The following is a 24,374-nucleotide window of genomic DNA, read 5'->3' as shown; positions in this document are numbered from 1 at the left end:
TTCAGCACAGTCTACGAAGTTTTGGCTGCGACGGCAATGTTGCGAATTAGGAGCTCTCTAAAAAGTAATCTTCCAAGTCTTCTTTAATATCTTGATAGTCGTCTTCATCGAGGTTGAGTACCCTAAGTACCTCTTCTTTCATTAAATGCCAATCAGGCGCGGCGACAAAGCGCTTATTAATATGTACGAAATTTTCAGCCATTTTCAACGCCGCAAATGCCAACTGTTGATCTGGGTCTTTGCAATTGGGTAAGAAGCTAGGATCGTGATGGCATAAAATCAGTTGACAAATGGACTTAGGTAAGTTCCAGGAACTGGCGAGGTAATAGCCAATCACCGCATGATTGGTTTGATATTTTTGTTCCTCGTGATCCACTAATAAGCGTTCATAGTCTTTATTTGCTGCAATGAGCGTTTCCATATAGTCGCTGTAGTTAACCGCCATAGCGGCGATACCGGCATCGTGGAATAGCCCTAATAAATGTAAGTTTTCTATGGGGACGCGAGATTTTAATTTGTTGCCAATCACGATAATGCTGTCGGCGATGTCACTGGCGTTATCCCAAAAGCGTTCGAGACTAATACAGCATTTACTTTGCTTAAAGGATTGCTTAAGCAAAAAGCCGGTCACCAACTGGCAAATAGAATTTAGCCCTAAAAAAACCACGGCTTGTTTGACATCGGTCACAGTCCGACTTAAGCCATACAAAGGAGAGTTAATGATTTTTAATACTGCAGCTGAGGTGGCGACGTCTTTGGCAATGATGTCGGCAACCTGATTTAAACTTTGCGGCTCACTGTCTAGGGCGTCTTGTAGTTGTGCGAGCACACTGGGTTTGGGTGGCAGAGTAAAACCTTGTTTAACGTCGGCTAACACTTTATCGTCGAGTTCAATCATAAACAACACCATGAAACAAAAGGGACAGCACAATCTTAGTTGAAAAAAGTGGCTTAGTGCTGATGTAAGACAAAAAACCAATGAAACTGGATATTAAAGCAGCAAAGAGTTTCTCTTCACGGAACGTAGACTTGCTTAATATGTAAATAGTAAGTTATGGTTAAGCAATTTTTTTTTCAGGGCAATGGTATGCAGGAAACACAACAAGCGAACGAGCAAAACTCTGCAATTACCCGTTTTTTAAACGGTATTGAACGGGTGGGGAACAAGCTTCCCGATCCAGCGATTATATTCCTTTCAGCAATGGTTTTAATTTGGTTATTATCATGGCTGTTTTCTGGCGTTGAATTTAGCGCCATCGATCCCCGAACCAACCAAGCGATTGTGGTCAACAACCTGTTAGATCCGAACGCCTTGGCTGGCTTTTTAGCCACCATGGTGAAAACCTTTACCGGCTTTGCGCCTTTAGGTGTGGTACTGGTGGCCATGCTGGGTGTTGGGGTTGCTGAGCATTCAGGCTATATCAACACCGGCCTGAAAATCATGCTTAAACGCACTCCGCAAGCGCTGTTAACGCCTTCAATTATCCTTATTGCGATTGTCAGCCACACCGCAACGGATGCCGGTTATGTTTTGGTAATTCCACTTGCTGGGGTGATCTTTTATGCCATGGGCAGGCACCCGCTGGCGGGAATTGCAGCGGCATTTGCTGGGGTGAGCGGTGGCTTTAGTGCTAACTTTATCCCATCTGGCATTGACCCGTTACTGCAAAGCTTTACCCAAAGTGCAGCACAAATTATCGACCCTGATATTGCCATTAACCCATTAAATAACTGGTTTTTTACTTCGGCATCGAGCCTGTTCATTGTACTTTTAGGTTGGTACATCACCGATAAAATCATTGAACCACGCCTTAAATCAACGCAAATTGATGGCGATACCGAAGACTTACCGTCTTTTGGTGAGATTACCAGCAAAGAGAAAAAAGGTTTTGTCATTGCCTCGTTGGTGATGCTAGCAGGCATTGCTGCACTAGTGTATGCATCAAGTGGTGAAGATTCTGCGCTGCGCAGCCCATCAGGAGCCTTAACTGACTTTAGCGCGCCATTAATGCAGTCCATTGTACCGCTTATCTTCTTATTGTTCTGGATCCCAGGTGCCGTGTACGGCTTTGTGGTAGGCACCTTTAAAACCTCTAAAGACATGATTGATGCTATGACCAAAGCCATGAACAGCATGTCTTATTACATTGTAATGGCGTTTTTCTGTGCTTTATTCATCAGTGCCTTTAGCCACTCTAACTTAGGTGCGTTGTTGGCCATTGAAGGGGCACAAGTGTTGAAAGCCTTGGCATTGCCGAGCTCTGTAACCGTGATTGGTATTATCTTCCTAACGGCGTTTGTGAATCTTTTTGTTGGTTCTAGCTCTGCTAAGTGGGCGTTATTGGGTCCGATTTTTGTGCCCATGTTGATGCAACTGGGTATTTCACCGGATTTAACCCAAGCAGCATACCGCGTAGGTGATTCTGGCTCGAATATTATTACGCCATTAATGCCATACTTCCCCTTAGTGGTGGTGTATTGTCAGAAATACGTGAAATCCACCGGGATTGGTACGCTTATCGCTATGATGTTGCCTTATTCCATCGCCTTCTTGATTGGATGGAGTATATTCTTATTGATTTACTGGATGCTAGGCATTCCACTAGGGCTGCAAGCAAGCTACCTCTACCCAGCGACTGGCATGTAGGTATGTAAGATTTCGAAAGCGCTGCACATTGCAGCGTTTTTTTGCGCAAAAAAAAGCGTAGCTAGAAGCTACGCTGACAAACTCAATATAATCAAGGGGAGTCTATGGCAAGTGATTCTAAACAGGTGAGTTGACAGCTAGGTTACTTTTATATGAAAGAAATATGACAGTGGGCCGTAGCTGTTTTGTACTTACTACTATTGCTGTTAAAAGCCAGTGTCACGGTTGCTTATCGTAAAAAAGTGACTAAAAGTCGATGATGTTTTAAGTTTTGTGGCGATGCTAATATCCTCAGTGAGGTTTTGAATGTTAAGAATTACCCTTGAACAATGGCGTATGTTCCGTGCCGTGGTGGAGTATGGTGGTTTTAACCAAGCGGCAAAAGAAGTGCATAAAAGCCAATCCAGCATTCATACTGCCGTGCATAAAATTGAGCAAGGATTAGGAGTACAGCTTTTTACCATTGAGGGGCGCAGAACCAAACTCACTGAAGCAGGGGAGATGATGTTGCGTCGAGCAAATTACTTGCTTGATGAAGCCGCCAAGGTAGAAGCCGTTGGCCAAACCTTAGCAGAAGGAGTAGAAGGGCAATTGCGCATTGCTGTGGATGAGATTTTCCCACAACAGGTGCTGTACAAGGTACTGGAAAACACCTCGACACAGTTTCCATTACTGCGGGTTGAATTAGTTGAGTCGGTGCTCACTGGAGCGTCTGAGCTATTGCAAAATACCGATGTCGATATTGCCATTTCACCGGTGACCTTGGCGGATGGCTTTAGTGAAGAGCTGTGTCAAATTGAGTTTATGGCGGTGGCTCATCCAGAGCACCCACTGCACCAATTTAACCGCGAATTGACCTTTGAGGATTTAAAATCTCAGCGCCAAATCGTGGTTCGAGATTCTGCCATTAACCGTAAAAAAGACGAAGGCTGGTTGGGCGCTCACCAGCGCTGGACGGTAAGCCACATGACCACTTCCATAGACATGATCACACAGGGGCTCGGCTTTGCCTGGTTGCCGGTATCAGCAATAAAACAACAGCTTAGTAGTGGCCAGTTGAAACCTTTGCCACTGACTCAGCAAAGTCAACGCCGCGCACAGTTGCATCTGATCTTTAAAGACGGCGATAGGCTTGGACCCGCTGCCAGGGCATTTATTGGCGAGTTGCGTTACCACTGTATGCAACTGGATCAAGCTGGTGAGTAAACAGTAGAGCTCTTTTAACTGGCGGTATTGATATGATTGAGGTGTTATTAAAACCATGACCGCGGCTGCATTTACTTCTGTGCTTCAGACAGAACCCACTCAACTGCTGGTCATTGCTCTGGTGGTGTTGTTGAGTGGTGTTTCAAAGTCTGGCTTTGCGGGGGCTTTAGGGGCATTTTCAGTGCCTTTGTTATTACTGGTCATGAGCCCCAAAAATGCCATTGCCTTGATGTTGCCGCTGCTTATTGTGGCCGATGTGTTTAGCTTAAAGAGCTACTGGAAATTATGGCATTACGCCGAGCTTAAACGTTTGCTACCAGGCACCTTCGTGGGTATTGCGTTGGCGACCGTGTTTTTACAAGGGGCGAGCGAATTTTGGCTCACTGTCGCCATTGCCGGTCTCAGTGTGGCATTTGGTGTTCGCGGGGTGTTCTTTCGTCACAACAAAGTCAGTAATGCTAAGCAAGTTAATGTGCTTGCCGGGGTAACTGGTACATTAGCTGGGATCTCCACCACCCTGATCCACGCAGGTGGTCCGCCGCTAATGGTGTATTTCAATAGCCGAACTGTATCGACCAGTGGCTATATTGCCACCGTGGCGGTGATTTTTGCACTGATGAACGTGGTGAAATTAGTGACCTTTAGCGCCACTGGGTTATTGCAGCTGGAACACGTATTGCTGGCATTGTGTTTTATTCCGGTGGCTATGCTGGGGAATAAGTTGGGTATCATGATTGCCGCCAAACTTGCGCAGGGACGCTTTATTAAGGTAATGAATGCACTGCTTATTTTGCTGGGAATCGCGCTTATTTTCAAATTACTCTAACTGCGCACAACGATGCGCAGTTAGAGAAGAGGAGACTACTGCTGACGCTCCATTTCTTGTTGGTAACCATCAGCCAAGCTGTCTTTTTCTTCTGCGTCTAGCACTTTGCCCGCGCGCTGGAAAAACGCTTGCTCTTCATCTTTGAGATGGTGTTCAACTTTCTCTTTTAATTGCTTCATTTTCGCCAGCCAGCTGGGATCTGAAAATTGCGTATTATCCAAATCAGCAATCATCTCATCTATTTCATGGTGCTCAGCCATGCCGTGGCGAGAATCTTCAATGGTCATGTCACTGTCCATCAGTGGTGAGTAGAAATAGCGCTCTTCTGCAATGGCGTGTGCTTCAAGCGCTTCTTTTAACTCATGATAATATTTCTCACGGACTTTGCTGTCGCCGGATGTGTCCACCAGCATAGACAGTAGTGCTCTTTGGTGATCATGGTCTTGCTTAATAGCGTTGAATATTTCCATGTTGATCCTCCTGTTATGAACTAATTACGCGAGCACTGTGATGCGACTTTAAGTACGCCATCACTTTACTGCGTTGTGATTCACTGTTGGGTTTGATTATGATCGCCCATTTACCCTTAGCGATGCTTGAGATCATCGATTGATTAAAAGCATCCTTGTCTGGTCGTAATGAGATCAACCCCGATGCGAATAAACCTAAAAACAACCCCGGGCTCAGCAGCGCGATGAACGTGAGGTAGGGGTTTGCTTGAGTAAAAGCCGGTCCGTAACTTACTAAGGCGCCTGCCACAAGAAATCCAATAACCACGCCCATGGAGCCAAGGTAAAGGTGCCAATTAAGCATATTGCTGCCAATTTCCTTTTCCTTATGTTGTTTCAACTGGGCATCAGCGTCTTTGTCATTCGGATCCATGATTTTGATGTGCTTTTGCTCAGCTAAGTTTTTTTCCAATAGTGCTTCTTCTAGGCGCTCTGCGCTTTGTTTATCATTCACAGCGGCGCCTACTCTTAAATCAGCACATGAAAGAATGTCGATATCGGCCATAACGCCTCCCGATTAATGCTGTGATGTGAATACTGTAGCAAAGCCTGTTCCATAATCCTGCAGCCTATAACTTATTGTATTTAATGGGGATAGTGGAGTCGTTCATGATGAAGTATAAAATTTTCAATGCCATCAGAAATATTTACCGAGTAATAATCACACCATCTGCTTGGCAATACATGCTATCTCTTGGCTGGTTTTAACGGTTAACTGTAATGGTTATTTTACATGTAGGAGAGGAGCGGCGCTGATCCACTTCACTGACTTTCGGGCTTTTGGGGACAAGGTGTTGAAAGGCCTGCTTTTATTTTCACGTGAAATAAATATAATTAAAATGTTAAATTAAGTTTAATTTTCGATTTTTTACGCCTAGTCTTTAAGGGCACTCTAACTCATCGTTGGGGTGTCTTCTTATCGTAAGGAGTTCGCTTTGCTGCCATGAGCCATTACAAACTCATCGAGTAAGGCAAGACAACAACAATACTAGGAGAGTAATTCGTGAAATTATCTACAGTAACCATGGCAACCGTATGCGCACTGGCATTCAGTACGCTGCATGCCAACGCTGCGACAAAAAAATACTTAAATACCGAAGCAGATTTAAACAGGGTGTTAAATTCCAACTCAGCTGCGGTATTGAGCACCGCGCCAAACACCTTGTTGGGTTTATCAAGCGCCAACCAATTACAACAATTAAGCAGCATTAGTAACCGCAAGTCAGAAGTGACCAAGCGCTATCAACAGTTATACCAAGGTATTCCAGTGATTGGAGATACCGTGGTGTTAACTTTTGATAAATCAGGCATGGTGAAACGTGCCCATGGCGCCGCTGTTTACGATATTGCCAGCGACCTTCATTCGGTCACTCCCAAGCTAAGCGCTAAGCAAGCGATGGCGGTAATTAACAAGCGCTCGAACTTCGCTGCCAATAGCAGTAAAAAGCACATGCAACAAAAGCGCCTAGCTATTTGGCTTGATGGCAATGCCACAGCACGTTTGGTGTATGAAATTTCTTTTGTTACCTATGGTGACACACCACAGCGCCCTTACATTATTATTGATGCCAACACCGGGGAAGTGTTAGAGCAATTTGATAACCTGCAACATGCCGATGCCACAGGCCCCGGCGGTAACGAAAAAACTGGTCGCTATGAATATGGCACTGAGTTTGGCTACCTTGATGTGACGCAATCCGGTAATACTTGCACCATGGCTAATGCCAATGTGAAAACCATTAACTTGAACCATTCCAGCAGTGGCAGCACGGCATTTAGTTTTACCTGTCCAGAGAACACAGTGAAGTCAATTAATGGCGCCTACTCGCCACTTAATGATGCCCACTACTTCGGCAATGTCGTGTTTAACATGTATAACGACTGGTTAGGCACTGCGCCTTTGTCATTCCAGCTACAAATGCGCGTCCACTATGGCAATAATTATGAGAATGCCTTTTGGGATGGCAGTGCCATGACCTTTGGTGATGGCGAAAATCGCTTTTACCCACTGGTCAGTTTGGATGTCTCGGCCCACGAGGTCAGTCATGGTTTTACTGAGCAAAATTCTGGTCTGGTGTATCGCTACAAGTCGGGCGGGCTAAACGAAGCTTTCTCTGATATGGCCGGCGAAGCCGCAGAGTTTTACATGAAAGGCAGCAATGATTGGTTGGTTGGACAAGATATCTTCAAAGGCAGTGGTGCGCTGCGTTATATGAATGATCCAACCCGTGATGGCAATTCCATCGATCACCAATCTGATTACACCTCAAGCATGGACGTTCATCACAGCTCTGGGGTGTTTAATAAGGCATTTTATAACCTTGCCACGACCAGCGGCTGGGATACCAAAAAGGCCTTTATCGTTATGGCAAAAGCCAACCAACTTTATTGGACCGCTAATACCAACTGGGATTTAGCTGGTAACGGGGTGATGGATGCCGCATGTGACTTAGGCTATAACCCCGACGATGTAAAAGCAGCACTGGCGGCGGTAGGGGTAAACTCGAACTTAAGTAGTGGCAGTGATTGTGCTGAACCTACGCCAGATGAAGAGTTGACCAATGGTGTGCCTCGTACTGGGATCAGTGGCGCAGAAAAGCAGCAGCAGTTCTTCACATTAGATGTGCCAGCGAATGCCACAAACCTAAACTTTGCTACGTCGGGTGGCAGTGGCGATGCGGATTTATACGTACGCTTAGGTCAGCGGCCAACACTTGATACCTATGACTGCAACAGCACCAGTTCAACCAGCACGGAAAGCTGTGATATCACTAACATTCAAGCAGGCAAGTACTATGTCATGGTTGAAGCATGGAATGCCATCTCAGATGTGACGTTAACTGGCAGTTACACAACGGGTACAGACACCCAACCCATCGACCGCACGGAGTCTGATATTGCTGTTGCGCAAGGCAGTTGGGCGAGATTCAGTCAATCATTAACGGGTCAATATTCTAGCCTAGATGTGACCATCAGCGGTGGCAGTGGTGATGCTGATTTGTATCTTAATTATGGTTCGCAGTCGACCACTGCAGACTATGATTGTCGGCCTTATAAAAACGGCAATGAAGAAACTTGCACTATCAGCAACCCGCAGTCTGGCACTTGGTATATCGACCTAAGAGGCTATAACGCAGCCAGTGGCGTTACCCTATCTATCAAGGCAAATTAACACGTTTTATCTGTCTTTTTACAATCTAAGTGAGGCAAGCAGTAAGCGCTGCTTGCCCACTTTATTTTCAAAGGATACAACATGAATATCACCAATACTGCGTTAGTCGTTGCCTTGGGGCTTGCCTGCGTCAAGGTGGCGGCTAAGCCCACCTGGGTTACCATGGATGCTAACTCCAGTCATCATTATCAAATGCAACAAGCCATACGTGGAGCAACACTCGAGCAGGTTATACTTGCCGATGGTAATACTCAAGCACTGCAGTTGCCGGCCACAGAGTACACCCACTTAAGTGCTTTTATGCACCAACAATACCATCGCTGCGGTGGCTTTGTAGCACATGATTCATTAGCAGCAGCCCAAGCTTACACAGCACAACTGAATGCGGTGGACCCTAATGTCACTTTAGTTAATTACAGCATAGATAACGCCGAAACGGTCAATCGCTTAATGGCAGCGGTGAATAGCGCCAACCTCGATGCTACGGTGAGCGCATTAACGCAATTCTATAATCGCTATTACAGTAGTAATACTGGCGTGGACGCCGCCGCGTGGTTAAAGCAATATTGGAGTGACATCACTACGACACGAAGCGATATCAGTGTTAGCTACTTTGACCACAGCTGGGCACAACCCTCTGTTATTGCCACCATTGAAGGGTCGGCACTAAGTGATGAAATTGTGGTGATAGGGGGACATCTCGATTCCATCAACCAATCTATCCCCACGGGTTTGGCACCCGGTGCGGACGACAATGCCTCTGGCATTGCGGTGTTAACGCAAGCGTTACAGGCCATGGTGGATGAGGGATATCAGCCCCTGAGAACCATACAAATCATGGGGTTTGCAGCCGAGGAGGTTGGCTTAAGGGGCTCGAAAGCCATCGCAGAGCGCTATCGTGCCGAGGGTAAAAATGTGGTGGGCATGGCCCAGTTTGATATGACCGGCCGCCATGGTTCCAGCGCTGATATTGTGATGATGACCGATTACACCAATGCTGCACAAAATCAGTTTATCGCTGAATTAATTAGCACCTATCAGCCCAATATTAGCTATGACTTTGATCAGTGTGGTTATGGTTGTTCAGATCATGCCTCTTGGTATCAGCAAGGGTTTGCAGCCTCAATGCCGTTTGAGTCAAAAATGGCAGACATTAACCACGCTATTCACACTCGCCAAGATACCGCTTTTGATGCTGAGCACGCGGAGAAATTTGCTAAGCTGGCATTATCATTTGTGGCAGAACTGGCGAAAAACGCCGGTGATGATCTACCACAACCGCAAAATCCATTAGAAAATGGTGTGCCGTTAGAAGGCATTTCCGGTAGCGAGAAAAGCCAACACTTCTTTACCCTAGCGGTGCCTGAAAACGCCACTAACCTTCGTTTTACTACCTCAGGGGGCACAGGTGATGCCGATCTTTATATTCGCTATGGCAGCAAACCCAGCTTAACGCTATTTGACTGTAAAAGTACCACCTCTAACAGCGATGAAAGATGTGATATTACTCCGGTAACCGCGGGAACCTACCATGTAATGGTGGAGGCGTGGAGCCCAATCACCGGGGTGACGCTGTTGGCTCAATACGATGAAGGAAGCTCTTTACCACCCATATCCAGACAGCTTAATGATATTGCTGTTGCGCAAGGGCAGTGGTTTTATGAAACGCAAAGCCTAGCCGCTGGCTATCAGCAGCTCTCGATTTCTCTAGCTGGAGGCACGGGGGATGCCGATCTGTATCTTAATTTTGCCGCGCCGCCTTCAGAGTCACAGTGGCAATGTCGGCCGTATAAAAATGGCAATGATGAAGTGTGTACCATATCAGAGCCACAAGCGGGCGATTGGCACATTGGTATTAAAGGTTATCAATCTGCCTCTGGCGTCACGTTGACTATTAACGCAAATTAGCAAACCGTCATCGCGAACTCAGTTGTGGCAGCCCAAGCGTCTCTGGTAGACTCAAAAGGTTGCAATAGGAGTTCGCGGTGTTAAACAAGTTGTCAGCTAGAGTGATTGGCTATGGTATTTTGTTGCTGGTGGGGATGTGGGCCAGCTATGAAATACAATTGAATAATGATAAACAACAAGCTTTGCAGCAAACTCGGCAAAATGTGTTAAAGCTAACGCGTTATATTCAGTCGGAATTTGCTCGTTATCAAGCAATCCAAACTCAGCTCAGTAATAGTCCACTAGTTTACGAGGGGTTAATTGCCAGTAGCCACGCCGATGGCAGTGAGCTAGATAGGTACTTGCAGGATATTCAAATCGCCAGTGGCGCTTCAGACGTGTATTTATTAAACCTTGAAGGCACGGTGATCGCCAGCAGTAACTGGCAGCAATCCTATAGCTACAAAGGCAGTAACTTTGCCTTTCGCCCTTATTTTTATCAAACCCTTAACGGTCAAGAAGGGGTTACCTTTGCCTTAGGGCAACGTTCAAAAACCCGCGGCTTTTATTTTGCAAAGCAAGTAAGCATGGCGCAACAAGCCCTGGGTGTGGTGGTGATGAAGGTCAATGCCAGCAAATTTGAATCGGACAAAGCACAATTAGACACTGCAACGGATAGTCATTTTTTACTGGTTGACAGTAACAAGGTGGTATTGGCCTCGGATGTTGCCAAGTTTCGCCTTCAGGCGCTGAGCGCGCTGTCAGCACAAACACAACAACTGCGCCAAACCCAGCAGTTTTTAGGCAAAGAAATCACCCGTTTACCTTGGCAGCCGCTTTCCTCAAACTACGTTGTGGTAGGAGGCGCCAGTAACGAATTTTTATTGCAGCAACAGCCACTGCATCAGCATTACCGTTTGCTGTTGCTGCGGCAACTCACACCCATTTATCAAGCGCAATGGCCCAAACTTGGGATCACCGCGTTGTTGCTGTTATTGGCCTGTGTGTTACTGGAATTTATTTTGTCAAAAATGACCGGCTATAAACGCTTAGTGTTCAGTCAGCGTAGTTTAGAATTGGAAATTGCCCACCGTCGGGAAGAGCTTGAACAAGCCCAAGATGCCCTGATAAGAGCGGCTAAGTTAGCCACCATTGGTCAACTGAGCGCCAGTATTAATCACGAAATCAATCAACCTTTGAGCGCCATGAGTGCTTACGTTGCCAGTGCAAAGCGCTTAGCGCAGCAGGGTAATACAGAAAAGGTAATTGAAAACATGGCCTTAGTACAGTCACTGATCAGTCGGGTGCATACTATTGTGGCGCAATTAAAGTCTTTTAGTCAGCACCATCACAACAAAATGCAAGTGACCAGGTTACAACAGTCCATTGATAATGCCTTGGTGATAGTGGGTCCTGAGCTGAAGCGCGCCGGCGTTACAGTACAGTGTCACGCTCTCGATTTTACTGTTTGGGTAGACCCTTTTCGCTTTGAACAGGTGCTGGTCAATATACTTAGCAACGCCTGTCAGGCAGTGCTATCACAGCCGCAAAAGTGTATTACTCTTAATGCCGAAGGCAGCGACAATAAAGTGCAGTTGTCTATTTCTGACTCCGGTGAGGGGATCCGTCAGCATGAACTGAATAGCATTTTCGAGCCTTTCTATACCACTAAATCAGGCAATGGCTTAGGCTTAGGACTGTCGATTTCGAAGCAAATTATTGAGTCGTTTCAAGGCCAGTTAAGTGCCCATAATCACCCAGCAGGCGGCGCTGAGTTTTTAATCAGTTTACACACAAAGAGCCCTACTCATGATGAACAATAAAACCCTTTTTATCATTGATGATGAGAAAAGCATACGTGACTCGCTACAGCAGCTGTTCGAATTAGAAGGCTATCAGGTGCAGTGCTTTGCCAGTGCTACGTCAGCGTTGCAAAAACTATCGCGGCAGTTTTGTGGTGTGATATTAAGTGATATTAACATGCCGCAGCTCGATGGCATTGGCTTTATGGAGCAAGTAAAGCAATTTGACTCAGAAATCCCCATGGTGTTTTTAACCGGATTTGCCGATGTTGGTTTGGCGGTTAAGGCGATGCAAAAAGGCGCTTATGACTTTTTTGAAAAGCCGGTGAGCGAGCCATTATTAGATTGCATCGATCGCGCTTTAGAAAAACGTCGCTTGGTAATGGAGAATCGGGCTCTCAAAGCTGAAGTTAAAAAGCGCTCTGCACCTGGAGTGAGGATCTTAGGTGAAACCAAGCAAATGCAACAAATGATGCAGCTTCTTGATGCCGTGATTGATACCCCAGCCGATGTCCTTATCCAAGGTGAAACAGGAACGGGCAAGGAGCTCGTTGCGCGGTATTTACACGACCATAGTCAACGTTCTAACCACAACTTTGTGGCGATAAACTGTGGCGCGATTCCAGAAGAGTTAATAGAAAGTGAGCTGTTTGGTGCCAAAAGCGGTGCTTTTACTGGCGCCAAAGAATCGCGCGAAGGCAAGTTTGCATTTGCCCAAGGCGGAACGGTGTTTTTAGATGAAATCGAGGCCATGTCGGCGGCGTTGCAAGTAAAATTGCTGCGGGTGTTGGAAGAGCGCAGTGTTACGCCGGTGGGCAGTAATACCGATGTGCCCTTAGATATTCGGGTGGTCGCGGCCACCAAAGTGGACCTTAATACCTTAGTCGAGCAAGGGCAGTTTAGATCGGATCTGTTTTATCGTCTTAATTTGCTTAAAGTGCAGATCCCACCTTTACGGGCAAGAAAAGCGGATATCCCGCTGCTCTACAAACATTTTAGTTCGATTGCCGCAACCCGATTTCATAAACCAATGCAACCCATTAATGCCGCATTAGAAGCAAAACTAATGAGCTTTGATTGGCCCGGTAACGTGCGTGAACTGCGCAACCATGCTGAGCGGCATATTTTGCTGGCCGACACCGTTAATCAAGATCTTGATGAACTTAATACTCAGTCGCTTAGCTTGGCCGAGAAAGTCAGCTACTACGAGCAATCATTAATCGAAGAAGCCCTGGCGCAGAGCCAGGGCAGTATTAAGCAAGCCATGCAGTTACTCAAACTGCCACGAAAAACCTTGTACGATAAAATGAATAAATACGGCCTAAGTCGCACCATGTTTGTGGCTGAAGATGAGTGAAAAAGGTGACAAATCACTTTGAAGTGTGTGTGGAAAACCGCACATTGATGCAGTGAAAATACGGCTTTCCTTACTTATCTATCTGATTTTTATGAGCTTACTCTAGTTGGTCTCGGTTTTGCGTTATTGCTAAGACAATAACCAAAAAATGAGAGCAAACATGACAGCAAGTAAACACCTTTTAACGTTGCTTAGTGCGACCTTGGCGTTGCCAGTAATGGCAGCCGACTACACCATTTATGGCAAAGCAGAAGTACAAGTGGCTAACACCGACAAAGGACTGATGCGCTATACTAAAGCCGGAACGCAGATTGATGCGCCTTTTTCTCGTATCGGGGTTAAAGGCAGCCATGGTTTAAGCTCTGATTTAAAATTGGTGTATAAATACGAAGTGCAAGTAAAAGGCTTTGAGCATGACAACACCAGCGAGCCGTTTTCATCCCGCAATACTTACGTTGGCTTAGCCACTGACTACGGTACCGTATTGGTGGGGCGTAACGACACTCGGTTTAAATACAGCGAAGGTAAGGTGGATCAATTTAATGAAACCCAAGCTGATATTGCTCAGGTGTTGGCCGGTCAAAGTCGAGTAGGCGACTCAATTACCTATTCATCACCACGTTGGAATGATCTCTCTGTGGCACTCACTTACACACCAAAAGACGATGCCAGTAATCAACAAGCGGGTTTTGCGGCTACGGCGATTTATGGTGACCGAGCATTAAAAGCCAAACCTTTTTATGTGGCTTTGAGTCATACTGACCAAGTCGGTGATTTAACCGCCACTCGTATTGCGGCAGCATATCAGTGGAAAAAAATTCAGCTTGGTGCCATTATCCAAGACAGTGAAAACCTAGCCGGTGATAAGTCGGGCACTGCAGTGGTGATAAGCGGCCACTACCGACTCAACCAACAGTGGCGTCCTAAACTGCAATTCAGTCGTGATACCAGTAAATTACGTCATAATGAAGCGGTATCGCAGTGGACCTTGGGGACAGATTATATTTTTGATAAGCAAACCAATCTTTACTTTCTGGCCAGTCGGTTAGAGCTAAAGAGCGACAACGACACCAGTGTTGCGCTGGGTTTAAAGTATAAATTTTAGGGAGTGAAGCGATGACAAATGATAAAAATAATGCCTTCACAGCGCGGCTGTTTCTCTGGCTTGGCCCAATGGTAATGGCATTAATCTGTGTTGTAGAGCCTCCAAGTGGTATGTCTGTTGAGGCATGGCGTACCGCAGGACTGGCATTTTGGTTGGCATCTTGGTGGATCACCGAAGCCGTGCCGATACCGGCGGCATCATTGCTGCCCTTAGTGGTTTCTCCGTTACTGGGCATTGCTTCAATTAAAGCCGTGGCTGCGCCATTTGCTCACCCGCTCATTTATCTCTTTTTAGGTGGGTTTCTCATTTCAATTGCCATGGAACGCTGGGGCTTACACAAGCGTATAGCCCTTAATACCATGCTAGTGGCAGGCAAAAAACCAAGCTTACAGGTACTTGCCATGATGGCGGTCACGGCATTTTTATCCATGTGGATGTCAAATACGGCCACTGCCGTGATGATGCTGCCGATCGCGCTGTCAGTCATTCACTTAGTCAAAGAGCAAGGGGGAGATAGCGAACGTTTTGCGAAGGCTCTGCTATTAGCCATTGCCTATGGCGCCAGTATTGGTGGCATCGCAACCTTGATAGGCACACCTCCAAACGCCTTGATGGCGGCCTATTTAGCTGACAGCTACGATATCCAAATTGGTTTTGCCACCTGGATGATGGTAGGGGTACCACTGTCGGTGAGTTTACTGTTTATTGCTTGGTTTTGGCTGACAAAAGTCAGCTACAAAGTCGACAAGACGGAATTGAATTTAGACACTAAAGCGTTATTTAGCTCGCAGTTGCAGTCGTTGGGTGACATGACTGGAGCGGAAAAGAATGTATTGGCGGTGTTTGTTTTCGCCGCGCTAAGCTGGATCACCAGACCATTGATTGCAGACATCACCGGCTTGGCGTTATCAGACACCGGCATCGCCATTGCAGCCGCCTTATTGCTATTTGTACTGCCTGTTAGCAAGCAAAACGATGAGCGTATTTTAGATTGGGAAAGTGCCGCCAAAGTCCCCTGGGGTATATTACTGCTGTTCGGCGGTGGCTTATCTTTGGCGTCACAAATTAAGTCATCAGGTTTGGCCGATTACATCGCTAACTTATTGGCCGGCGCCGATGCCATGGGATTAGTGATGGGCGTGTTAATTGTGGCGGCGTTAATTACCTTTTTAACCGAAATTACCAGTAATACCGCCACGGCTGCAGGCTTTTTACCGTTGCTCGGTCCCGTAGCTGAGTCGGTCACCGGCTCACCGCTGGCTTGGGTTATTCCTGCAGCGTTAGCAGCAAGCTGCGCCTTTATGATGCCAGTCGCCACACCACCGAATGCCATAGTATTTGGCTCTGGAGAAATTGAGATCAAGGACATGGTCAGAGCTGGGTTTGCATTAAACCTGGTTGCCATTGCGCTAATTACCATTGTCACTTTGACTTTAGCTGGTAGCATACTAGGTTTTTAAGGTTGCCATTCTCCACAGGCTGTGTCCAGAGCGGCAACTCGGTATTACACAGCCTGTCTCTACTGGTCTACTGCTGCGTGTCATCAGTGGATAGACCAGTCCAGCATTCCTTGCTATATTCGTGCTATAAAGCAGCAAGGGAAGACCATGATCGAAGACAGCAAAAGTGCGCTTATTGCCACACACACTAGGCTTAAAAATGAATTCAATCAGTCACCTTATCCGTCGTTAGATGAACGTAAGCGTTGTTTAGCGGTAGTCAAAAGCCAGTTACTCACATTACGCGATGAGTTTGTTGCCGCGGCCAACGAAGATTTTGGCTCGCGCAGCGAATTTGATACCTTAATCGCTGATATTATGCCGAGCGTAACCGCCATTGAGTATATTGAACGCCACCTTAGTAAATGGATGCGCAAGCAAAAACGTGCTGCGGGTATGACTTGGTTACCCTCTAAGGCATCAGTTGAAGTCGTCCCTAAGGGCGTCGTAGGTGTCATTGCGCCATGGAACTATCCCATTCAGCTTGCTTTAGTGCCTGCCATTACGGCGTTGGCTGCAGGCAATAAAGTGATGATTAAGCTCAGTGAATTTACCCCGCAAGTGAATCAGATAATGCGACGCTTGTTCACCGAAGTTGAAGGGCAAGTGCAGATAGTTGAAGGGGGGCCTGAGGTGGCGGCTACTTTTACTGAATTACCCTTCGATCATTTGATTTTTACCGGCTCCACTGCCGTTGGCAAAAAAGTCATGACGGCGGCAGCGAAAAACCTGACTCCAGTGACACTTGAACTCGGTGGCAAGTCGCCGGTACTCGTACTCGAAGACGCCAACATCGACGCAGCGGCAACCAGCATTTTGATGGGCAAATTGTCCAATTCGGGGCAGATCTGTGTCGCTCCAGATTACCTCTTGGTTGATAACAAAGTAAAAGACAAATTGCTGGGCGCAATGAAGCAGCAATACGCTTCCTTATATCAAGCCAAAGGCGGGTTTGCTAAACAAACCAGCATTATTAATCAAGCGCAGTTCGATAGGCTGCAAGGGGTCATTGCTGATGCTGAACAAAAAGGCGCGACAATTTGGCGCGCTGAAAGCACCAGCCAAGGGCGGAAGTTACCATTGCATATTATCACTGAAGTCAGTGATGACATGCAGGTGATGCAAGAAGAGCTCTTTGGTCCTATTTTACCCGTTGTCGGGGTCGACAGTTTGGACGATGCCATAACTCAAATTAGGACTCGTTCGACGCCACTGGCCAGCTACTTGTTTACGGCTAGCCAAGACAGCATTGACTATGTCAGCAAAAACTTGGCAACAGGCACTTTAGGTATCAATGAAACCATAGTTCAGGTGGCGGTAGAAAGTCTGCCTTTCGGTGGTCTCGGTTACTCTGGTATGGGTCAATACCATGGCGAAGAGGGCTTTTACACCTTTAGTCACAAGAAGTCGATTTTGCAATCAGGCAATAGTCAATGGCGTAACAAGCTGTTATTAACGCATTCTAAGTGGTTGACTAAGCCGCTGCAGTGGTTGTTTTTGCGGGGTTAAGTGGTTGATTATAATTCCATAACCCGCCATTGGGTTATGGAATTCTTGTTGCCGTAAGCTACTTGGTGCGCGTTTCCGCTACGTAATCGCCGGATTGTATGCGTTGATAAATGCTATTGGCAATGTCGGTGGCGCGTTCAATTTGCGAAGGCGACAATTGTTTTTCGTCTAACTGTCTGCTCTTAGTGGCTTCTGGATAGCCATTAAATTCAGCTAAGCTATTCCAAATGTAAGAACGCTCGATGTTTTTTGCCACTCCCAGACCTTGGTAATACATTAAAGCCAGATTAAACATGGCTAAGGTGTAGTTGTTCGCCGCCGCTTTTTCATACCAGTTTAGTGCTTGACGGTAATCTTGTTTTACGCCATTGCCACTGGCATACATGAGACCAACGTTAAATTGCGCGGCGGGTAAATTCTTTTTCGCGGCGCGAGTCATTAGCTCAACGTATTTTTGGCGGTCTTGCTTTACACCGCGGCCTTCATCGTACATGACTGCCAATGCAAACATGGCATCCGCTTCGCCAAGTTTTGCCGCTCTTTTAAATAGCTCGGCTGCTTTGCGTTGGTTTTTTAACACGCCATGACCGCCTTCATAAAGGAGCGCCAGCTGATATATGCCTGGGGCATAGTTCATCTCAGCAAGATAGTTAAACTCTTCTAGCGCTTCGGCAAAGCGCCCGGCATTGGCCGCTTCTATACCTTCCTCTAAGCCAGCATATGCTGTAGGAGCTTGGCCTAATACTGCCAGTAGCAGTGCTATTTTTGATATTCTTTTCACCATCGTCGACCTCCTTTAGGTACCTACGAGCCTTATTGTCCTATATTCTAATAGCTGAAACAGAGATTTACAAAATACAAATCAGTTTTATCCGTTGCTACGTTAATATTAAACAGGAAAAACCAAGATAAGGACAAATGATGAAAAAGTTATTGATGATGTTACTTTTGTCGCTCAGCCTTATTGGCTGTAGTCAACGTCTGGCCTACAACAATTTAGGCTGGTTGGCAGGGTATTACGTGGCCGATTACGTAGAGTTAAGTGATGAACAAGAAGAGGCTCTTGAGCAAGACGTTGAAGCTCTAGTAGAGTGGCATCGTAATAATGAGCTGCCAAAGTACAAACAGCACATCAATGCCTTGCTTGATAATTGGCAAACCATGGAGCAACAAGACATCATTGCCCATGTAAATAAAGCAAGGGAGCTATGGTATACCCTAGTTGCTAAGGCGACACCCATGATAGAGCAGCATTTGGCCACGCTCACGCAAGCACAGCGCATGGAACTGGTGAGCAATATCGAAGCAAAAATAAATGAAGACGATTGGCAGCAAGGAGATCAATATCGCCGTTATAAACGTTGGTTGGGGGACTTATCTGACTCACAGCGCAGTCAGGTTGACGAGTACTTTCAACAAGGAGAGTTTTCACGGCAAGTACGGCGTGCTCATCAACAGCGACGTTTTAATCAATTTAAACAGTCGTTAATGCTTACCTCTGAGGGCGAGGTCGACGCTGAGTTACTGCGTCAAGCGCTGATCAGTCGCGAAGAGCAATTACCGCCACGGATGCGCGACATTCAAGCGCGAAGAATTCAAGAATATGGTGCTTTTGCGATTACGTTGCGCGATAGCCTAACGGAAAAACAGCAGCGTCACTTTAGTGATGAGCTAGAAGATATTGCTTCGTTATTGCAGTCGCTTTGAGGAAAATGGGCTTAACACTAAGCCCATTTATTGTCGATTAAAAGTTACTTAAATCGCGGTGCCAAGTCTGGTTTGGCGTACTCTAAACGGCCAATTTGCTGGGTGGTGTGATAGCCATCTAGGCTAGAAATAGCCACGCTCTCGAGCGCTTCAATATCGACATAACCATCGTCTTTAACGGCGTCTTGCTGAATATGCAATGTCTCAATTTCGCCAATCACCAATTCGGTGTCATTCAATAAAGTTTGATGATCCCGTAATACCAAGCCGTATTTGAGGTGGCTCTGCTTTACAAAAGGAGCAGCAAAGTCGCACAGGTACTCAGCTGTTAAGCCTGTTTCTGTAAACTCGGATTGTTGCTTGTCATACCGCGCAGAGGTTTGATGTGCGGCAGTGACCATCTGTTGATTCACTTGGTTTATGGTGTACTTTTTAGTGGCCAAAATATTCTCTAAGGTATGGCGTGGCACCGAGTGGGGGCGGAAAATAACCCCAACTAAAGGCGGATGGGCGCCTAAATGAAACACCGAGCTGACAATAGAAAGGTTTTCTTGCCCACCGTGGTCGACGGTGCCGATTAAATTGGCACTCTTAAACCCTGACAGTGAATTGATCAATAAGGCGCGATAGCGTTGCTCTAACGCCGCGATGTCTTTACTAGAGAAATGTTTCATACTTTCTACCATGATATGGATTGTCCTTGCCAGTCTAGGTAGCTGGCGCTGCCGTCTGGCGTTAATTGTGATTGAATGTCGCTAAGTTGTTGAGCAACAAACTCTGGGCTAAAGAGTTTATCTTCGGGTACATTGGCTTGAAACGGCTCAGATAGCTGAGTGTCTGTGGTGCCTGGATGAAACAGCAATAACTTGACGTTTTTGGCTCGCCGAGCTAATTCAACCGCCGCCGACTTAAACATCATGTTAAGAGCCGCTTTCGAGGCTCTATAGCTGTACCAACCACCAAGACGATTGTCGCTTATGCTGCCTACTCGAGCTGACAGCGCGGTAAAAATACAAGGCTGTTTGCTTTTCATCAACGGCAGCAATGCTTGCAGCCACTGCATAGGCAACAAAGTATTGGTGTCAAAAAGGCTACGGCTGTATTCAAGGTTTATATCTTCCAAGCGCTTTTCTGGCATGCCAATCTCATCGTTGTGGAGTATGCCATTGAACACCGTAATGCTCGATACGGTGTAGTCTCCCGCACGCATTTTTTCGGCGATGTCTGCAATACCGGTGCTGGAGTAATCGCAGCGGTAATGAACGTCCACTTCAGGGGCTGGGGCATCGCCTTGGCGGGAAACGGTAATGATTTGCGCATCCGGATAGCGCTGTGATTGCTGTTTGATAAAGGCTTTGGCAATACCAGAGCTGGCACCAATTACAATGATAGCTTGCTTAGTCACGGTGACATCCTTTGTTATCGAGCTTACATTGGCTTGGCGCCAACATGCGAGAAATACTCATGCGATGGGCGGCGAATTGCTTGTAACACCAATCCGCAATAGAGCGAATAACGGGCCATCGCAATATTGCTAACCAACGGTGTTTATTAACACTTTTCCAAGCAAGCACAGTGACATCTAAGCCGATGAGTAACTTGCCGTTGTCATCGTAACCATGGAGTAAAGCCATGGCATCAGCGAAGCCCACTTGGGGGAACTCGTGCTCAAAGCGCTCACTGTGAACATCCACTAAATCTACTTTATCATGGTGATCATGGCGTTTTAGTTCAACCATTTCTTTGCGGCAAAGTGGACACTCACCGTCATAAAATATAATCATAGCTCACGTAAAAAATTTCCCAAACTTGTCACACTTTTACGCTAGGGTCTTGAAAATAGATCGTTCGCAATTGTGATTAATCTCGGTATAGTGAAGAGATAATTACTTTTTCATCAAGGAGATTGTATGACAGAGCAATACGCAAGCTTGCGCAGTAATGTAAGCCAACTGGGACAAATGCTGGGACAGATCATTGCCCAAGCACAAGGGCAAGAAACCTTGGATAAGGTGGAAGAAATTCGTCATTTGGCCAAGTCCTCTCGCAGTGGCAATGAATCAGACCGCCAAGCCTTGATTGAAACCTTGCGAAATTTAAGTGATGAAGCATTATTGCCCGTTGCCCGTTCGTTCAATCATTTTCTTAACCTTGCCAACGTTGCCGAGCAATTTCATACCATTTCTAAGTCTGGCGCGCCAGACGGCGTAATGATTGAAATAGATAAGGCCCTTGATGAAATACAAAGCCAAGTGGAGTCTGGCAGCTTGTCACTCAATGACGTAGCCGAAGTCATTGCCAGATTAAAAATAGACTTGGTACTGACAGCGCATCCCACAGAGGTAACCCGCCGCACCATTATCAACAAGCACGTAGAACTCAGCGAATGCCTAAGAATGTTAGAAAGCACCTCAGGCGAAGATCCGCTTTACGATGAAGTGATTGATCGAATCGAGCAGCTGATCAGCCAAGCTTGGCATACCAACGACATTCGCGAAAAGCGGCCAACGCCTTTAGATGAAGCTAAATGGGGATTTGCGGTCATAGAAAATAGCCTCTGGCAAGCAGTACCAAAGTTTGTCAGGTATTTGAGCGACCAAGTGGAAACCCGTTTAGACTTACAACTTCCCAGTAACTTCAGTCCAATACAGCTCACCTCTTGGATGGGGGGGGATCGCGATGGCAACCCATTTGTGACGTCCAACGTTACCCAGTCGGTACTCGACCATGGGCGCTGGATGGCGTTGGATTTGTATCGCCGCGATCTGGAAACCTTGGGCGCCGAGTTATCCATGTCTAAGGCCTCAGAGCAACTACAGCAACGGGCTGAGGGCAGTAATGAGCCGTATCGTTTTATTCTCAAGCAAGTACGTAGCGAAGTAGAAGAGACCATCGCGGCGTTAGAAAACAAAATCAAAGGGATCAGCTCTCATCACCAAGATAAAATCAAGCGCGTGGCGCAGATCCGAGAACCGTTAGAAGCTTGCTACCGCTCATTGGTGGAATGCCAAATGGCTAAGATTGCCAATGGCTTACTGCTCGACGTATTGCGTCGCATTGATTGTTTTGGAGTGTCTTTGTGTAAGCTCGATATACGCCAAGACTCGGCCCGCCACAGCGAAGTGTTTTCAGAGCTCACCCGCTACTTAGGCTTGGGAGATTATGAGCAATGGCAAGAAGCCGATAAACAAGCCTTTTTGCTCACCGAGCTGAGCTCAAGAAGGCCTTTGCTCCCACGCCATTGGCAGCCCAGCGCTAACGTAAAAGAAGTACTAGAAACCTTTGAAGTCATAGCACAACAAGATCAAAACAGTTTGGGCATTTACATTATCTCTATGGCACAAAGTGCTTCCGATATTTTAGCTGTGCACTTGTTACTGCAAGAGAGTGGCTGTCAGTTTACTTTACCGGTAGCGCCTTTATTTGAAACCCTGGATGATTTGAATAACGCTGAAGCCGTGATCAGTGGCTTATTAGAAAACAACTGGTACAAAGGCACCATCGGGGCTCGCCAGTTTGTCATGATTGGTTATTCCGACTCGGCCAAAGATGCCGGCATGATGGCTGCAGGTTGGGCACAATATGATGCCATGGACAAGCTGGTGGCGTTGGCAGAATCAAAAGGCGTGGAATTAGTGCTGTTTCACGGCCGCGGCGGCACCATCGGTCGTGGTGGTGCACCAGCAGCACAAGCGTTGCGTTCACAGCCGCCAGGTTCACTGCGTAATGGTTTGCGAGTCACGGAACAGGGTGAAATGATCCGTTTTAAATTTGGTTTGCCCAAAGTGGCCATGCAAAGTCTATCGATTTACACCGGCGCGATTTTACAAAGTAACTTATTACCACCACCAAGCCCAGAGCCACAGTGGGTGGAAGTGATGGACTGCATCAGTGCCGCCTCTTGCGAAAAATATCGCAGTATTGTTAGGGAAAATCCCAGCTTTGTGCCTTATTTTAGAATGGCCACGCCTGAGCAGGAGCTATCGAAGTTGCCTTTAGGATCGCGGCCCTCTAAGCGTAACCCCAATGGTGGGGTAGAGAGCCTACGCGCCATTCCATGGATCTTTGCTTGGAGTCAAAATCGCTTAATGTTGCCTGCTTGGTTAGGGGCAAAAGAAGGCTTAGAAGCCGCCATCGAAAAATATGGCAAAGCGACCTTGCAATCCATGAGTCAACAGTGGCCATTTTTCCGCGCTCGACTAGAAATGCTGGAAATGGTTTTTTGTAAAGCCGATCTCTGGTTAAGTGAAATGTATGATGCCAGCTTAGTGACCGAGGAATATCAAGACCTAGGTAAAGAACTTCGTGATAATTTACAAAGTGCCATTGAGTTGGTGCGGGAGCTGGCTCCTGAGTCATCACTGTTGTCACAACAGCCTTGGATCAGAGAGTCCATAGCACTGCGCAATCCTTATACCGATCCACTTAATCTGTTGCAAATTGAGCTGTTAAAGCGCGCCAGAGAAGAAACCAAACACGATATTGATTTAGCCTTAATGATAACCATGACCGGCATTGCAGCAGGAATGCGCAATACGGGTTAATGTTATTTTTGCAATAAAATGTTGCATGTGCCATTAACATAAGGCGAAATTGAAGAAACAAAATCAATCCCAAAGGATTGGTTTTTTCTTTTGTGCTGGTTTTTTATTAGTAACTTTGTTGACAGAAAAGGAGATTGTCTTAAAATGCCCGGCTGGTTATACCAGTTGGTATGTTTGTTTTTCTCAAGAATGGTTTGTTGATAGGTAACTCGGTAAATGCATAAGATCTCTACTAGCGTGACGTTTGATAAGTGTAACGACTTAATAATGATGAAGGTGAGAGGGATTGCCAGTGCCAAAGATGTGGTGGAGTCATACCAACGCGCCCATTCTTATGCCAACAAACATAAAAGTAAAAACATTCTTGTTGATGTCAGTGAATTGGAGCATCGCTTTGCTGCCATCGATATCATCAATATCATGCCAAAAGTAGCCCACTATATTGGTGATATGAACATTGCACGGGTAGTGGGATTTGAAGGCTATATGCACGATTTGTTTTTACAAAAAATAAAACGCTTTGACATTAATGCCGAGAACTTTGAATGCTTTAAATCTGCTCGAGAATGGTTGAGTCGCTTGTAAGAGTTGCGTAAACTGTCCT

20 protein-coding genes are annotated in these 24,374 nt (G+C 46.3%); 13 read left to right on the top strand and 7 right to left on the bottom strand.

The genetic code is table 11. The features are described from left to right. Nucleotides 1-46 precede the first annotated feature (46 nt). Entirely contained in the window at nt 47-898 is an 852-nt protein-coding gene (locus tag R3P39_RS00445) for an HDOD domain-containing protein (protein ID WP_336565047.1), read from the bottom strand. 189 nt (nt 899-1,087) lie between these two features. On the opposite strand from R3P39_RS00445, the gene R3P39_RS00440 reads away from it, so the two are divergent. From R3P39_RS00440 to R3P39_RS00430, 3 genes are all read left to right on the top strand, one after another. Beyond that, on the top strand, nt 1,088-2,647 hold the full coding sequence (locus tag R3P39_RS00440; protein WP_336565046.1) for an AbgT family transporter: 1,560 nt from the start codon (nt 1,088-1,090) through the stop codon (nt 2,645-2,647). A 306-nt stretch (nt 2,648-2,953) separates the two neighbouring features. Next, nucleotides 2,954-3,853 carry a LysR family transcriptional regulator gene (locus R3P39_RS00435; protein ID WP_336565045.1) on the top strand — a complete coding sequence of 300 codons (900 nt, stop codon included), beginning with the start codon at nt 2,954-2,956 and terminating at the stop codon, nt 3,851-3,853. Between the two features lie 55 nt (nt 3,854-3,908). Further along, the gene (locus R3P39_RS00430; protein WP_336565044.1) at nt 3,909-4,679 is read left to right on the top strand and encodes a sulfite exporter TauE/SafE family protein; all 771 of its coding nucleotides are present in this window, start codon (nt 3,909-3,911) and stop codon (nt 4,677-4,679) included. Between the two features lie 35 nt (nt 4,680-4,714). Here the strand turns inward: R3P39_RS00430 and R3P39_RS00425 are convergent, their stop codons facing one another. Both R3P39_RS00425 and R3P39_RS00420 read right to left on the bottom strand, forming a co-directional pair. After that, nucleotides 4,715-5,149, bottom strand: a complete 435-nt coding sequence (locus R3P39_RS00425; protein ID WP_336565043.1) for a hemerythrin domain-containing protein — start codon at nt 5,147-5,149, stop codon at nt 4,715-4,717. A gap of 13 nt (nt 5,150-5,162) precedes the next feature. After that, nucleotides 5,163-5,693, bottom strand: a complete 531-nt coding sequence (locus R3P39_RS00420; protein WP_336565042.1) for a hypothetical protein — start codon at nt 5,691-5,693, stop codon at nt 5,163-5,165. A gap of 498 nt (nt 5,694-6,191) precedes the next feature. Between R3P39_RS00420 and R3P39_RS00415 the strand changes: the two genes are divergently transcribed. From R3P39_RS00415 to R3P39_RS00385, 7 genes are all read left to right on the top strand, one after another. Then, nucleotides 6,192-8,360, top strand: a complete 2,169-nt coding sequence (locus tag R3P39_RS00415; protein WP_336565041.1) for a M4 family metallopeptidase — start codon at nt 6,192-6,194, stop codon at nt 8,358-8,360. A gap of 81 nt (nt 8,361-8,441) precedes the next feature. Further along, the gene (locus R3P39_RS00410) at nt 8,442-10,268 is read left to right on the top strand and encodes a M20/M25/M40 family metallo-hydrolase (RefSeq protein ID WP_336565040.1); all 1,827 of its coding nucleotides are present in this window, start codon (nt 8,442-8,444) and stop codon (nt 10,266-10,268) included. Between the two features lie 77 nt (nt 10,269-10,345). After that, on the top strand, nt 10,346-12,070 hold the full coding sequence (locus R3P39_RS00405) for a sensor histidine kinase (protein WP_336565039.1): 1,725 nt from the start codon (nt 10,346-10,348) through the stop codon (nt 12,068-12,070). After that, nucleotides 12,057-13,406, top strand: coding sequence for a sigma-54-dependent transcriptional regulator (locus tag R3P39_RS00400; protein ID WP_336565038.1), 1,350 nt, complete (start codon nt 12,057-12,059; stop codon nt 13,404-13,406). Before R3P39_RS00405 ends, R3P39_RS00400 begins: the two co-directional genes overlap by 14 nt. A 160-nt stretch (nt 13,407-13,566) precedes the next feature. After that, entirely contained in the window at nt 13,567-14,511 is a 945-nt protein-coding gene (locus tag R3P39_RS00395) for a porin (RefSeq protein WP_336565037.1), read from the top strand. A gap of 11 nt (nt 14,512-14,522) precedes the next feature. Continuing rightward, on the top strand, nt 14,523-15,971 hold the full coding sequence (locus R3P39_RS00390) for an SLC13 family permease (protein WP_336565036.1): 1,449 nt from the start codon (nt 14,523-14,525) through the stop codon (nt 15,969-15,971). A gap of 147 nt (nt 15,972-16,118) precedes the next feature. Then, nucleotides 16,119-17,519, top strand: coding sequence for a coniferyl aldehyde dehydrogenase (locus R3P39_RS00385; RefSeq protein ID WP_336565035.1), 1,401 nt, complete (start codon nt 16,119-16,121; stop codon nt 17,517-17,519). A 58-nt stretch (nt 17,520-17,577) separates the two neighbouring features. On the opposite strand, the gene R3P39_RS00380 is transcribed toward R3P39_RS00385, so the two are convergent. After that, nucleotides 17,578-18,303, bottom strand: a complete 726-nt coding sequence (locus tag R3P39_RS00380; protein WP_336565034.1) for a tetratricopeptide repeat protein — start codon at nt 18,301-18,303, stop codon at nt 17,578-17,580. 134 nt (nt 18,304-18,437) lie between these two features. Here R3P39_RS00380 and R3P39_RS00375 point away from each other — a divergent pair, with 134 nt between their 5' ends. After that, the gene (locus R3P39_RS00375; RefSeq protein ID WP_336565033.1) at nt 18,438-19,226 is read left to right on the top strand and encodes a DUF6279 family lipoprotein; all 789 of its coding nucleotides are present in this window, start codon (nt 18,438-18,440) and stop codon (nt 19,224-19,226) included. A 44-nt stretch (nt 19,227-19,270) separates the two neighbouring features. On the opposite strand, the gene R3P39_RS00370 is transcribed toward R3P39_RS00375, so the two are convergent. Genes R3P39_RS00370 through R3P39_RS00360 form a run of 3 tightly spaced genes read right to left on the bottom strand, consistent with a single transcriptional unit; the run spans nt 19,271 to nt 21,010 of the window. After that, nucleotides 19,271-19,900 (bottom strand): flavin reductase family protein, encoded by a 630-nt coding sequence (locus R3P39_RS00370; RefSeq protein ID WP_336565032.1) that lies wholly within the window; start codon nt 19,898-19,900, stop codon nt 19,271-19,273. A 5-nt stretch (nt 19,901-19,905) separates the two neighbouring features. Beyond that, nucleotides 19,906-20,631, bottom strand: a complete 726-nt coding sequence (locus tag R3P39_RS00365) for an SDR family NAD(P)-dependent oxidoreductase (protein ID WP_336565031.1) — start codon at nt 20,629-20,631, stop codon at nt 19,906-19,908. Further along, entirely contained in the window at nt 20,624-21,010 is a 387-nt protein-coding gene (locus tag R3P39_RS00360; RefSeq protein ID WP_336565030.1) for a thiol-disulfide oxidoreductase DCC family protein, read from the bottom strand. The genes R3P39_RS00365 and R3P39_RS00360 overlap by 8 nt, the downstream gene beginning before the upstream one ends. Before the next feature lie 126 nt (nt 21,011-21,136). Here R3P39_RS00360 and ppc point away from each other — a divergent pair, with 126 nt between their 5' ends. Then, the gene (ppc, locus tag R3P39_RS00355) at nt 21,137-23,770 is read left to right on the top strand and encodes a phosphoenolpyruvate carboxylase (protein WP_336565029.1); all 2,634 of its coding nucleotides are present in this window, start codon (nt 21,137-21,139) and stop codon (nt 23,768-23,770) included. 216 nt (nt 23,771-23,986) lie between these two features. Further along, nucleotides 23,987-24,355, top strand: coding sequence for a hypothetical protein (locus R3P39_RS00350; RefSeq protein WP_336565028.1), 369 nt, complete (start codon nt 23,987-23,989; stop codon nt 24,353-24,355). The last annotated feature ends 19 nt before the right edge of the window (nt 24,356-24,374 follow it).

It is taken from the genome of Pseudoalteromonas sp. UG3-2, from assembly GCF_037120705.1.
Classification (GTDB): Bacteria; Pseudomonadota; Gammaproteobacteria; order Enterobacterales; family Alteromonadaceae; genus Pseudoalteromonas.
Note: the sequence above shows the minus strand (reverse complement) of the source record. Positions and strands in the feature narration are given on the sequence as shown.